Annotated in this window: 12 protein-coding genes; 4 read left to right on the plus strand and 8 right to left on the minus strand. The window is 66.6% G+C overall.

Features of this window, described 5'->3' with window-relative positions:
- On the plus strand, positions 1-792 hold a 792-nt coding region (locus MSZK_RS11560), incomplete at its 5' end, for a cutinase family protein (protein WP_099248007.1).
- Positions 793-795: 3 nt separating this feature from the next.
- Here MSZK_RS11560 and MSZK_RS11565 read toward each other — a convergent pair.
- Positions 796-1068, minus strand: a complete 273-nt coding sequence (locus MSZK_RS11565; protein WP_099247899.1) for a hypothetical protein — start codon at positions 1066-1068, stop codon at positions 796-798.
- 236 nt (positions 1069-1304) lie between these two features.
- Between MSZK_RS11565 and MSZK_RS11570 the strand changes: the two genes are divergently transcribed.
- The gene (locus MSZK_RS11570) at positions 1305-2864 is read left to right on the plus strand and encodes a B12-binding domain-containing radical SAM protein (RefSeq protein WP_099248009.1); all 1560 of its coding nucleotides are present in this window, start codon (positions 1305-1307) and stop codon (positions 2862-2864) included.
- Here MSZK_RS11570 and MSZK_RS11575 read toward each other — a convergent pair.
- Positions 2861-3685, minus strand: a complete 825-nt coding sequence (locus MSZK_RS11575; RefSeq protein ID WP_099247901.1) for an ANTAR domain-containing response regulator — start codon at positions 3683-3685, stop codon at positions 2861-2863. The two genes, MSZK_RS11570 and MSZK_RS11575, sit on opposite strands and share 4 nt — an antisense overlap.
- Positions 3686-3712: 27 nt before the next feature.
- Complete coding sequence (locus MSZK_RS11580) at positions 3713-5209, minus strand: DUF4185 domain-containing protein (protein WP_233211239.1); 1497 nt, start codon at positions 5207-5209, stop codon at positions 3713-3715.
- Between the two features lie 107 nt (positions 5210-5316).
- Here MSZK_RS11580 and MSZK_RS11585 point away from each other — a divergent pair, with 107 nt between their 5' ends.
- A complete protein-coding gene (locus MSZK_RS11585; protein ID WP_233211240.1) occupies positions 5317-5823 on the plus strand; it encodes a hypothetical protein in 507 nt (168 codons plus the stop codon).
- Positions 5824-5931: 108 nt separating this feature from the next.
- Positions 5932-6765: a PHB depolymerase family esterase gene (locus MSZK_RS11590; protein ID WP_233211241.1), complete on the plus strand. Its 834-nt coding sequence runs from the start codon at positions 5932-5934 to the stop codon at positions 6763-6765.
- A 1-nt stretch (position 6766) separates the two neighbouring features.
- Here MSZK_RS11590 and MSZK_RS11595 read toward each other — a convergent pair whose 3' ends face one another.
- From MSZK_RS11595 to MSZK_RS11615, 5 genes are read right to left on the minus strand one after another with little or no spacing between them, the layout of a single operon-like run.
- Positions 6767-7798 carry an LLM class F420-dependent oxidoreductase gene (locus MSZK_RS11595; protein WP_099247910.1) on the minus strand — a complete coding sequence of 344 codons (1032 nt, stop codon included), beginning with the start codon at positions 7796-7798 and terminating at the stop codon, positions 6767-6769.
- 7 nt (positions 7799-7805) lie between these two features.
- Positions 7806-8942 carry an acyl-CoA dehydrogenase family protein gene (locus MSZK_RS11600; protein WP_099247912.1) on the minus strand — a complete coding sequence of 379 codons (1137 nt, stop codon included), beginning with the start codon at positions 8940-8942 and terminating at the stop codon, positions 7806-7808.
- Positions 8942-10705 carry an acyclic terpene utilization AtuA family protein gene (locus tag MSZK_RS11605; RefSeq protein WP_099247914.1) on the minus strand — a complete coding sequence of 588 codons (1764 nt, stop codon included), beginning with the start codon at positions 10703-10705 and terminating at the stop codon, positions 8942-8944. Before MSZK_RS11605 ends, MSZK_RS11600 begins: the two co-directional genes overlap by 1 nt.
- Positions 10702-11487, minus strand: a complete 786-nt coding sequence (locus MSZK_RS11610; RefSeq protein WP_099248011.1) for a TIGR03084 family metal-binding protein — start codon at positions 11485-11487, stop codon at positions 10702-10704. Before MSZK_RS11610 ends, MSZK_RS11605 begins: the two co-directional genes overlap by 4 nt.
- 19 nt (positions 11488-11506) lie before the next feature.
- On the minus strand, positions 11507-13495 hold the full coding sequence (locus MSZK_RS11615) for a biotin carboxylase N-terminal domain-containing protein (RefSeq protein WP_099248013.1): 1989 nt from the start codon (positions 13493-13495) through the stop codon (positions 11507-11509).
- Position 13496 lies beyond the last annotated feature (1 nt).

Genomic DNA, 13496 nt, shown 5'->3' on the forward strand with positions numbered 1-13496 from the left:
GCAGCCGACTGTCCGGACGCTGAGGTGATCTTCGCCCGCGGCACCGATGAACCCGCTGGTCTGGGGCGCGTGGGGGCGGCTTTCGTGGACTCGCTGCGCGCGCAGACCGGCATGAACATCGACACCTACGCGGTGGACTACAAAGCCAGCAAGTTGCAGCTGCACGGCGGTGACGGCGCCAACGACGCGATCGCGCACATCAAGTCGACGGTGTCGGCCTGCCCCGACACCCAGATCGTGCTGGGCGGGTTCTCGCAGGGTGCCAGTGTGATCGACATTGTGGCCGGCGTCCCGCTGGGCGGCATCACCTGGGGCAGCTCGCTGCCGCCGCAGTACGTCGACAACATCGCGGCGGTGGCCACGTTCGGCAACGTGGCCGGCCGCACCGGCGGCTCGCTGGCCACCCAGAGCACGCTGCTGGGCGACAAAGCCGTCGACATGTGCAACCCCGCAGACCCCATCTGTCACGCAGGCCCGGGCAATGAATGGAGCGGACACACCGAGGGGTACGTGCCCGGCTACACCGCCCAGGCGGCCTCCTTTGCCGCGGCGAAGCTGCTGGCCGGCTCCAGCCAGCACCTGCCCGGCTATGGGGCGACGCCCGGTTACGGGCCGGTGCCGGGCTACGGGCCGGCACCCGGTTACAGCCCTGCTTCTACCGGTTATGGCCCGGACGCGACGGTGCACGGTCCGCTGCCGGGCTCGGGCCAGCAGACTCCGGGACCCACGTCGTCGCCCGTCGGGCCCGCCTCGCCGTCTCCCGGTCCGGGCTACGCAGCCGAGGTGCACTGAGCGTCAGCGGCTGATCCCCGTGCGGCTCAAGCCCCGCCGAAGGTGCAGTGCCGCGACCGTCAGCGGGTTGTCCAGCCACTGCGCAAGCACGAATCTTCGCGGCCCGGGGACTCGACGCGTGACCACTGCCGCCAGGAATCCGGTGACCACGCCGAGGACGAAATAGCGGGTGCTCCGCCGCCGCCGTTGGCGCACCACGCCGGCGACATACCCACCGAGCGCGGCCAGCGCAGCAGTCGCGATGAGCAGAAAGCTCAGCGCTCCGACCGCATCCATGTCCACACCCTCCTGACTCGGTTGTCCATCACACCACCGTCTGTACCGATCCGGCAGCGACGTCCGAAGGTCGTGACCGAACCGAGGGCACAGCGTTACCGTCTACCCGGAAGGGACTGCATTCGGTCCCGTCCCGACTATCGGCGAATGAGCCGCCGCGCGAGGCGATGTTGCTACGCTCCGGTTGGCAAGCAACGCCGCTCAACGTCGACGAGTCCGATCCGGAGCAGACGACTGTGGCAAACATTGTCATCATCAATCCGCGGTTCGAGGTGTCCTACTGGGGCCTGGAACACGCCCTCCCGTTGCTGGGCAAGAAGTGCAACGTCCCGACGGCCTGCCTTCCGCTGCTGGCAGCGTTGACTCCGGCCGAACATCACGTGACGCTCATCGACGAGAACGTCGAGGACATCGACTTCGACATGGTCGCCCGGGCCGACATCGTCGGCCTCACCGGGATGATCGTGCAGCGCACCCGGATGCGCGAGATTCTGCGCGAACTCAAAGTCCGTGACGTGTTCACCGTCGTCGGTGGTCCGTGGGTCACCGTGCAGGAGGACTACTTCGACGGCCTTGCCGACGTCATCTTCGTCGGTGAGGCCGAGACGACCTGGCCGCAGTTCCTCGAGGACTGGGCGGCCGGCCGGCATCACCGGCGCTATGAGCAAGCCGAGCGCACCGACATGACCACGGTTCCGGTGCCGCGCTACGACCTGCTGAAAACCAAGAACTATGTGTTCGGCAGCGTCCAGTTCAGCCGGGGTTGCCCGTTCCAGTGCGAGTTCTGCGACATCATCGTCACGTTCGGCCGCAAGCCTCGGCTCAAGACCAGCGCGCAGGTGATCGCGGAGTTGGAGGCGATGCGCAGGGAGAATCTGTTCATCGCGTTCATCGTCGACGACAACCTGATCGGCAACAAGGTCGCCGTCAAGGAGTTGCTCAAAGACGTTGCGGCGTGGCAGGCCCGCGAGGGTTACCCGCTGCAGTTCTTCACCGAGGCGTCGCTGAATCTCGCCGAGGACGACGAATTGATGGAGTTGATGGTCGCCGCCAACGTCACCGTCGTCTTCATCGGCATCGAGAGCCCGAACGAGGACTCGCTCAAAGAGGCCAAGAAGTATCAGAACGTGCGCAAGGGCGGGACAATCGTCGACCGGGTGCGCAAAGTGCAAGACTCCGGTCTGGAGGTCTGGTGCGGCATGATCGTCGGTTTCGACAACGACGACGCCCGGATCTTCAAGGAGCAGGCCGATTTCATTGCGCAGACCGACATCATGCACGCGATGGTCGGCATGCTCGCGGCGATCCCGAAGACCCCGTTGCACGCGCGCTTGCACCGCGAAGGCCGCCTCGATCTCGACGACGACCAGACCTTCGGCACCAACGTGATCCCACTGAACATGAGTCGAGATGAGCTCCGTGACGGCTACGTCGACTTGATGCGCGAACTCTACGACCCTGACTTCTATTTCGACCGTCTGGAAAGCCTTTATCTCACACGCAAATTCGACTTCGGCCGGGCGCGCAATCAGTACTTGAGCGAGCACCCGTGGCGACGACGGAAGGCGCAGCTGTTCGACGGCGCCCGGGCGTTCGGCTTGTTCCTGCTGCTGATGAAGAACGTCCCCGACCCGGCGCTACGGCGCATCTATCGCCGCCGGATGCTGACGATCCTGCGTCGCCGGCCGGACCCGGGTGTGTTGTTCGTATGCGTGGTCAAATGCGCCACGCATTACCACCACTACACGATGTCGCGGGAGATGGCCGAACGCCGGACCCTGGTCAACACGTTCTAACCCTGGTCTCCGTTGCTGCGGGTCACCTTCTCCAGGAAGTCGATGGCCAGCACCCGGACCGGAACGTTGGACTGCTGGCTCTGCACGCGCAGCACATCGAACGCCTCGTCGGCGTCGATCCCGCGCATCGCCATCAGCACACCTTTGGCCTGTTCGATCGGCGCGCGGGTCTGCAGCACCCGCTGGATCGACTCCGCGGTGTCGTGCGCGGACTTGAAGCGGGCGAAGTCCCCGATCGCCCGAGCGACCGCGGTGGTCAGCAGATCGAGGATCTCGGCGTCGATGCTGTCGAAGGCGTGCAAGGACCGGCCGTACAGATTGAACGATCCGAGGGTCTGGTCTGCGGTGAACAGCGGTGCGGCCAGGAAGCTGTTGATGCCCTCCCGGCGGGCGGCCGCGGCAAAGTCTGGCCAGCGAGCCATGGCCTCGTCGGAGTCCAGCAGCACCGTGGTGCGGTTGCGTGCGGCGTGCAGGCAGGGCCCTTCGCCGGCCTCGTATTGCTCGCTGTCGATGCGCAGGGTGCGTTCGTCGGTGTGTACAGCGGTGTAGGTGAGGCCGCCGAGGTCGATGGTGACGCCGGTGTGGTCGGCGCCGTCGACGGCCTGCTGGGCGATACCGGCCACTCGTTGCAGCAGGCTGAGCAGGTCGTCCTCATCGGTGACGCTGCGACCCGCGTCGATCAGCATCCGGCCCAGTTCGGCCGGCGAGATGGTCTTGCGGATGGCGGCGTCGACGACGATCTCTGCCGCCTGCTCGGTGTCGATCTCATCCAGCACCTCGGTCGGGATGGAGTCTTCGACTCGGGGGTCGCTCTGGTCCATGTCGCTGAGTGTCCCAGAAATGGGACGCTAGGGGAGCACAGTGTGCATGAGCATCACGTTATAGGCCGACCACAGCGACAGGTTGTAGTACAACTCTCTGCCGGTTGACCACGGATGCAGGAAGGGTGCGTAGATGCCGCCGGGGATTTGCATCGAGGACACCAGCATCTGCTCCGGCCCCCACGGGCCCTGCGGCGCGGGCGCCGTGCGCATCACCACGTCGTTGTTACCGTTGCAGTACAGCACCAGATATTGCTTGAGGTAGTTGTTGAACTGCGCCGACATCTCGCCGACCGGGCCGGGGATCACCGGGGTGGCGGCCGCCGGACTGCCCGGCACCCAGGAGTTGCTGTCGGCGTTCCAGTACTCGTATTTGGTCAGGTCCGGGATCAGCGCCGGGTTCACCCGCGCCACGTAAGCCGAGCCGCCGCGACCGTTCGGGGTGCCGAACGAGTAGATGTACGGATCGCCCGGGCCGGGCTTGAGGAACGCGCCCATCTGGAAGTTCTCGTTGCCGTTGGACGGTTGCCGTACGGTGCCGGGGTAGACGCCCCAGGTCTCGCCGTTGTCGGTCGAGGTCGCGATCGCCGAATAGTTGGTGGTCCACGCGCCGTAGTTGTCCCAGCTCTTGATCGACATGAAATTCAGGAACTGGTTCTGCCCGACGGCGACCCCGGAGGTGGGAATGATGCCCGTCTCGGCCGGAGCGCCGTTGATGCTGTTGATGACCTGCTTGGCGATGCCGGGGCGCCACACCGGTGAGCCGGAGTACTTGTTGCCGACCACACCGTCGGGCACTGCGATGGTGTTGGTCAGGGCGCCGTCGGTGCTGCGCATCAGCGTGTTGTAGCGCCACTGCTTGCCGGGAATCATGCAGAAGCCGTTGGTGTCGCCGAACGCCAACAGGACTTGGCGGTGGGTGGGATCGCCGTTGTCCCACATGATTCCGAGGTCGGTTCCGGTGATCGCGAATTTCTGGATGGTCTGGTTGGGGCTGTCCGGCCCGGTGACCCAGCCGACGACCGAGGTGCCTGGCGGTGCGGTCGACGGTGCCGGGGCCGCCGCGGCCGGTGCCGGCTGTGGTTGGGCCGGTGCGGGTTTCGGCGTCGGGGCGACCGCGGCCTGCTTCTGTACCTGTGCGGAGTTGGGCATCAGCGCATTGATCAGGAGTTTGCCCAAAGTCGGAAGTGGGGCTTGGTCATTCGCGCCGACGGGCTTGTGTCCGATCGGACGGTCGAAGGGGGCGATCGCGGACGGCTGAGGGATCTGGAAGGCCTGATTCGCGGCGGGTTGCGCTGCCGCGGAAGCGCCCTCGCAGGGGTCCGCGTTGGCCGGCGGCGCGACGCCGGTCGACGCACACAGTCCGACGACGAGCGCCGACGCCAGCGACAGCGTGGGGAGACGGGAATGCGGCGACACGGCACGCCTTTCGGAGTGGGACGTCGCGGTTGACGTCTGGTGACCAAAGTGACGATAGGGATTTGTGTGTCTCCTGTGACCCTTCCTGTATCGATAGGTATGCATTTGTGACCGTGTCGCAACCGGGAAAGTCCACGTCGGGCTAATCTGCGCAGGATTGCGCTAGCCCTGCGCGTGCACAGGAGGCACTGATGAAACGTGGTTGGTCTGTGGTGGCAGCCGTTGCGATGGCCGTCGCAGTGACGGGTGCGGCATGCAGCAAGTCCGACTCCGGCAGCACGGCGTCGACCTCCCCGAGTGCGGCGTCGACGAGTGCGGCGTCGGCGTCATCTTCGCCGAGTTCGGCTTCGACACCGGCAAGCGCGGCCCCGGTGGGAACCGACCAGCTGCAATCGCTCGTGCCGACGCCGGCCAACACCCAGGTCACCAAGGGCCCCGACACCCTCGCCGAAGGGGGAGTCCACGTGTTCTTCAAGGTCGACGGGTCGCCCAATGACGTGATGACGGCCTACAAGGCTGCCCTGGAAGGCAAGGGCTGGACGGTGACCACCATGGTGACGTCCGGCGGCGACGGCGGGGGCGGCGCCACCTACACCGGAACCAACGGCGCTGCGTACGGTGTGTTCGACGGTGGCGGCTACAACACCAACACCTACCTCGACGTGTGCACCTGGCCGACCAAGCCGGCCACCCCAAACTGCGCTCGCGGCAACCGGTAGCCGGCAGGTGACTCGTCGCCCACCTCGGGGTGACGAGTCAGTGAGCGGGTCTCGATCACGGCCCGGCCGACGCGAGGCGACAGGCAGACTGGAACTGTGCTGTGCCGTGTGACCGCCATTCTTGCCGTCTGCCTGCTTCTGATCGCTCTTCCGTCCGCGCAGGCCTCGGCCACCGACGATCCGCCGGGGGCCTTGACCTTCGGAGGCCTGCAGCGCACATATGTGGTGCATGCGCCTGCGGGAATCGCGCAGCCCAACGGCCTGGTACTCAATCTGCACGGTGCCGGCCAGACCGGTCGTGATCAAGCGGCGGTGACCCAGTACGACGCGATCGCCGACCAGCACGGTTTCGTCGTGGCCTACCCGGACGGCATCGACTTCAGCTGGGCCGACGGCCGCGGCGCCTCGATCCCGGACAGGCAGGGGATCGACGATGTCGGGTTCCTGTCCGCACTCATCGCTCGGCTCTCCCGTGACTACGGAATCGCACCCGGCCGGGTGTTCGTCACCGGGATGTCGGCGGGTGCCTTCATGGCCAATCGCCTGGCCTGCGACCGGGCCGATCTGATCGCCGCGATCGTGCCGGTGGCGGGCACGCTGGGCAGTGGGGTGCCGTGCAATCCTTCCAAACCCGTTGCGGTGCTGGCGGTTCACGGCACCGCAGACCCGGTGGTGCCCTACGGCGGCGGCCCGATGGTCGGACGCGGCGGCGCCAGTGACATCGTGTCGGCGCCGGCGATGGCCGAGCGGTGGCGCGCCTCCGATCACTGCCCCGCGCCGGTCGACACTCCCGTGGTGGGAGGGAACCGGCTGGTCGCCGCCGGGTGCGCGAACGGCGCTCAGGTCGAGTTCGTCAGTATCGACGGCGGCGGTCACACCTGGCAGTCCCCGTTCGACCCGTCGGCGGCCAGCGGGCAGTTCTTCGCCGGGCAGGGCGGGTGAGCTACAGCAGGGCTGCGGCCTCGCGGATCTGTTCGGGGGTGCGGGCGCCGATCACCATCATGGTGACGCCGGCGGCTTCCCAGGCGACGATCTGCTTGCGGACGTAGTCGATGTCACCGACGATCGCGGAGTCGTCGACCAGTTCGTCGGGGACGGCCTTGGCGGCGTCGTCTTTGCGGTCGGAGCGGAACAGCCGGGTGACCTCGTCGACGACGTCGGCGTAGCCCATCCGCCGGTAGACGTCGGCGTGGAAGTTGGTGTCTTCGGCGCCCATTCCGCCCATGTAGAGCGCCAGGTGCGGCTTGATCAGGTCCAGGATCGAGGCCCGATCGTCGGTGACCACCACCTGGGCGGTCGCGCAGATCTCGAAGTCGTCGCGGCTGCGCCGGGCGCCGGGGCGGGCGAAGCCTTCGTCGAGCCATTCGTTGTACATCGGGGCCAGCCGCGGGGAGTAGAAGATCGGCAGCCAGCCGTCGCAGATCTCGGCGGCCAGCGCGACGTTCTTGGGGCCCTCGGCGCCCAGCATGATCGGGATGTCGGCGCGCAGCGGATGCACGATCGGCTTGAGCGGTTTGCCCAGACCGGTGGTGCCCTCGCCGGACAGTGGCAGCGGGTAGTGCGGGCCGGCGCTGGTCACCGGTGCCTCGCGGGCCCAGACCTGCCGGATGATGTCGATGTACTCACGGGTGCGCGCCAGCGGTTTGGGGAAGCGAGCCCCGTACCAGCCTTCGACCACCTGCGGGCCCGACACCCCCAGGCCCAGGATGTGCCGGCCGCCGCAGAGGTGATCCAGCGTCAGCGACGCCATCGCGCATGCGGTGGGCGTGCGCGCTGAGAGCTGAACCACCGAGGTGCCCAAGCGCATGCGGGTGGTTTCGCGACCCCACCAGGCCAACGGCGTGAAGGCATCCGAACCCCAGGATTCGGCGGTGAACACCGTGTCGAAGCCGGCCTCCTCGGCCGTCGCCACCAATTCCGCATGGTTGGTAGGAGGCTGTGCGGCCCAATAACCAAGCTGCAGACCGAGTTTCATGTCGTCCTCAATACGATCGGGGTAGCGCCAACGTGTGCTGGGCCACGTAATTCAGGATCATTTCCCGGCTCACCGGCGCGATGCGCAGCAGGCGGGCCAGCCCCCAGTGCGGCAGTAAGCCGTACTCCGTCGCCAAACCGTTGCCACCGTGCACCTGGATCGCGTGATCGACCGCCTCCACCGCGGCCTCGGCGGCTGCGTACTTCGCCATGTTGGACGCTTCCCCGGCCGGCAACCCCTGGTCGAAGAGCCACGCGGCCTTAGCCGTCATCATCGCCGCGAGCTCGACGTTGATCCGCGCGGTGGCCAACGGATGCGCGATGGCCTGATAGGCGCCGATCGGCGGTCCCCACACCGTCCGACTGCGGGCATAGTCGGCGCCCCGCGCGACGGCGTGCCGCCCAACCCCCACGCACACCGCGGCCCCGGTGATCCGCTCCGGATTCAAGCCGTCGAAGACTTGGCGGAAACCCTCGTGTTCAGTGCCGATCAGACTCGATGACGGCACCCGCACGTTGTCGAAGTGCAGCGTGAACTGCTTCTCCGGAACGCTGATCCCCACCGGAAGGCGGTGTTTGACCAACCCGGCGGTATCGGTGGGCACCAGGAACAACGACAACTTCTCCTGTGCCGAACGAGCCACGACAATCAGCGCCTCGGCCTCGTCAACTCCGGAGATGTAGTGCTTGGTGCCGTTGAGCAGGTAGTCGCCGCCGTCGCGGACCGCCCCGGTAGTGATCTGATGGGTGTTGGAACCCGCATCGGGTTCGGTGATCGCAAAGACAACCTTTGTCTCGCCGGATGCCATCCGCGGCAACCACTCTCGCCGTTGCTCGTCGCTGCCGTAGCGGCTCAGGAGCTCACCGGAAATGGCGCTGGAGACCAGCAGCAACAACAGCGGGCAGCCGCGGGCCGCGGTCTCTTCGCACACGATCGCGAGTTCAGCCATGCCGGCGCCTCCGCCACCGTACTGTTCGGGGAAGTTGATCCCGATGAACCCATGGGTACCAAGGTCTTTCCACAGCTCCGTCGTCGGCTCCCCGGCGGTGGCCCGTTGGGCGAAGTAGCCGGGACCGTACCGGTCGGTGATCGCGGCGACCGCCTTGCGCAGGTCACGGTGTTCTGCGGGTTCGGTGAAGTCCATCACTGCACCAACTTGTCGGGGATGTCCGTCTGCAAAGCTCGTAGGTACTCGCCAAGTGCTTTGGCCTGCGGGTCCGGTCGTGTGCAGGAGGCCACGCCCTCGCCGAGGAAGCCGACGATGACGAAGTTGAGCGCACGCAGGTTGGCGAACTCGTAGCGCAGTACCTGCAGACCCTGGGTTTCGGTGACGAGCTCCCGCAATCGGTCGACGGTCAAATGGGCGCGCAACCACTCCCAGCGCTCGTCGGTGTCGGTCCATACCCCGACATTCGCGTTTCCGCCCTTGTCGCCGGACCTGGCTGCTGTCACGGTGCCGAGTGGCAGTCGGCAGGTCGGGCCGAAATCGATTGGGCCGGTTGGGGGTGCCGTAACAGACACCTCCGGCCGATACTCCGCGGTTTCGCCGGCCTGCGGAATCGTCTGCCGTGAACCGTCGGCATGTACCACGATGTGCTCGACCAATGTCGCCGGGACCAGGGTGGGCCAGTACACGCCGAATTCGCTCGCCGATGTCGGCGGGGTGGTGGTGTGGAAGCCCGGATAGCCGGCGACATAGAGTTCGACCACTGCGTTGGAGAACGCCCGGTCCACCTTGGTTCTGTCCCGGTCCTTGACCGTCACCCGTAGGTGCGCGGTGGCCTGCGCCATCGTCGTCGGATCGGGCTTGTCGTAGCGCAGAAGTTGGACATCGACGTCGTCGAAGGTATCCCTCCCACCGAGTATTTCGAAGAGCTCTGCGACGGCCCAGTCGGCCTTGTCCTGGATGTCGAGACCGGTCAAGACCATGGTCATGGTGTTGCGGTAGCCGCCGACATAGTTCATCGCCACCTTCAGCGTCGGCGGTGGTGGCGAGCCTGTGGTGCCGGCGACGAGCACCCGGTCCGGCCCCTGTTGGCTGACGGTCAGAGAGTCGAAGTGGGCCATCACATCCGGGTTCGCATAGCGCGGGGAGGCGACTTCGTAGAGAAGTTGAGCGGTGACGGTCCCCGGGGATACCACGCCACCGGTTCCGGCAGCTTTGGTGATGACAAAGCTTCCATCACGAGCCAATTCGGCGATCGGGGAGCCGGGATAGCGGCGATCGGTGACCTCATGCAGTTGCGAGTAGTTGCCGCCCGTCGCCTGCGGCCCGCATTCGATGATGTGTCCGGCGGCCACCGCACCCGCAAGGGCGTCGTAGTCGGTGCGCTCCCAACCGTGCCACCATGCTCCGACACCGACGACCAACGCAGCGTCGGTCACTCGACCGGTGATGACGACATCGGCGCCCGCGGACAGCGCGGCGGCGATACCCCAGCCGCCGAGATATGCATTCGCCGTAACCGGCTGCACCCCGGCATCGTTGAGAAGCCGACCGGTGTCGAGGTGGGCAAAGGGCACACCGTCCGCCCGGAACCGGTCAAGGCTGGGCATCAGATCGTCGCCTTCGACGTGTGCCACGCTGAGGGTGACGCCGGACCGAGCCACCAGAGCTCGGACGGCCTCGGCCATGCCCGCGGGATTGAGTCCGCCGGCGTTGACGACGACCTTGATACCGCGCTGGGCGCACCCCAGCATGACCTGTTCGAATTGGGTGAGGAACGTCCGCGCATAGCCGGTGTTCGGGTCCTTCTGGCGCGCTTTCCACAAGATCAACATGGTGAGTTCGGCGAGATAATCGCCGGTGATCACATCGATGTCGGCTCGTTCGACCAGATCGCGCATGGCACTGAGCCGGTCGCCGTAGAAGGCCGACACGTTGCCAATCCGGACAGCCCGGGTCACTTTGTCACCGTTCGTCGGCTGGGTGCGCCTGCGAAGGCTTGGGCAATGTCCAGCCAGTCCGTCGCGATCGGGCCGTCCGCGGTGAGCGCGGTCTCCGTCCAGTGCCGGCGCTGAGTCACCGTCAGCACGAAATCCTCGGTGGGGCCGTGGATCCGGTTGACCGCGTCGGCCGGACCCCACGCCCACGATTGGCCGTCGGGTGATTGAAGTTCGACCCGCACCGGTTCGGCAGGGACCTGCCTGCCGTTGAGGTGGTAGGCGAAAGCAAAGGTCGCCACTCCGAGATGGGCGATGCCGCGCAACCCGGTGCTCGGCGGATGGGCAATGCCGACGGTGTCGTAGATGTCCTGGCCGTGTGCCCACGTCTCCATCAGCCGCGCGGTCGCCGACGACGCCACACTCATGTCCGGACCGAACCACGGCAGCCTGCGTTTGGGATCGTCGCCTTCGAAGGCGGCGAGCATGCTGGTGCGCGCGTCGACGAACCACTCCAAGATCCGCTCGGGGGTCAGGACGCGGTGCTCGGCGGCGATCCGGTCGGGGAAATCCATACCGCCGGCCATCAGCTCGTCGGCGTGGGTTCGGAACGCGATCGGATCCGCCAGGGCCTGGTGAGTCGCGTCATCGAAATAGGCCAGGTGCGACATCTGATCCTGGATGCTCCACCCCGCCGCGGGGGTGGGAAGTTGCCAGTCGTCGACGTCGAGGTCGCTGAGCACAGAGACGAGATGATCGGTCTCCCCTCGTAGGTCGGCCAGCAGGCCGGGGTAGTCCAGACTCATCACCGTGTCCTTCGGATCGTCATGCCGGCTCGTCCGCACTGACCACAGCCAGCACCTGGCCGGATTCGACCTGATCCCCGGCCGTCACCGAGATCGTGGCCACCACCCCGTCGGCAGGGGCCCGGATGGTGTGTTCCATCTTCATCGCCTCGAGTACGACGATGGGCGTGCCGGCCTGAACTCGGCTGCCCTGGATGACTTCGATGCGCACCACCGCGCCCGGCATCGGGGCCACCAGAGATCCGGTCTCGTTGAGCGACGTCGGATCTGGGAATCGTTCGACCTCGCGCAGGCCCGTCGAGCCCAGCGCGCTGTCCACGTAGTGGTCCAGCCCGTGCCGCATCACCCTGTATAGGCGACGAACGCCGTCGATTTCGGCATCAACCAGATCGGGTGAGGCGTTGACCAAGCGCACCGAAAGTTCTTGACCCACCACCGAGGCCGTGAGCACGTTGCGGTCGAATCGGTAGGCGACGTCCAACGTCTCGCCATTGACAAGGAATGCCACCCGCTGGTCAGCGCTGGGCAGCGTGCGCCAGCCGGAGGGCAGCCCGGGCAACACCTTCGTGGTGCCACGGCGTTGCGCCTGGTCGGCCAAGGCGGCTATCAGAGCATGGATCATGGGGGCGTTCACGTCGGACGTCGTCGTCATCAGTGCCGCTGGGTCGTGACGGTCCAGATAGCCGGTATCGATGGCGCCGGAGAGAAATTCAGGCTCCCGCAGGATCGCGATCAGCAGATCCCGATTGGTGGCCACCCCATGGACTCGCGTATCGGTCAACGCCCGCGCGACCCGCGCGCAGGCCTCCTCGCGAGTCGCGCCGTAGCCGATGACCTTGGCCAGCATCGGATCGTAAAACGTGCTGATCACCGATCCGGACTCGAATCCGGCGTCCACCCGGATGCCCGGCAGCTCGGGGAATTCCAGCGCGGTGAGCGGTCCCGCGACCGGAATGAACCCGGCTGCAACATCTTCGGCGTACAGCCGAACCTCGACTGCGTGGCCGGTCGCGGAGGCGGTCCGCATTTCCGGCGGCAGTGGCTGCCCGGCGGCCACCTGAAGCTGGGCGCGTACCAGGTCGATACCGGTGACCATCTCGGTGACCGGATGCTCGACCTGTAGTCGGGTGTTGACCTCGAGAAAGTAAAACGACCCGTCGGGTGCCATCACGAACTCGACGGTGCCCGCGCCCTGGTAGGCCAGCGCTTCGCCGGCTGCGACAGCCGCCCGGCCGAGTTCCTCCCGCAACGCCGGGTCGACGGCGGTCGAGGGCGCCTCTTCGATGATTTTCTGATAGCGCCGCTGGATTGAGCATTCCCGCTCGCCGAGGTGAACGGCCGTGCCCTGGCTGTCGCCGAAGATCTGCACCTCGATGTGGCGGGGGGATTCCACGAACTTCTCCAGGAACACGGTGCCGTCGCCGAACGCCGATGCCGCCTCTCGGCGTGCACTCTGCACCGCTTCGATCAGGGACGCGGCGTCGGTGACGATGCGCATGCCACGCCCGCCGCCGCCGAACGCGGCTTTGACCAGGATGGGGTAACCGATGCCGTCGGCCGCAGTGCCCAGCGCATCGGCATCGATGTCGACGCCGCTTTCCACGGTGGACCCAGGCAGCACCGGCACGCCGGCCGCCGCCATCAGTTCCTTGGCCGCGATCTTGGATCCCATCGCGGTGATCGCCGCCGGGCTGGGTCCGACGAACGCCACGCCGGCATCCGCACACGCGGCGGCGAAATCTGCGTTCTCCGAAAGGAAGCCGTAGCCGGGATGGACGGCCTGGGCTCCGGTGCGCGCCACCGCCGCAAGTATCAGATCGGCGCGCAGGTAGGTATCGGCGGGTGCGGTGCCGGGCAGATGTACCGACTCGTCGGCCAGTCGGACATACGGGGCGTCCCGGTCGGCGTCGGAGAAGACAGCGACGGTGGCGATGTCCATCTCGCGGGCGGTACGGATGATCCGTGCGGCGATCTCGCCACGGTTTGCGATGAGCAGCTTGGTGAACACG

This window comes from Mycobacterium sp. shizuoka-1, assembly GCF_002723835.1.
Classification (GTDB): domain Bacteria; phylum Actinomycetota; class Actinomycetes; order Mycobacteriales; family Mycobacteriaceae; genus Mycobacterium.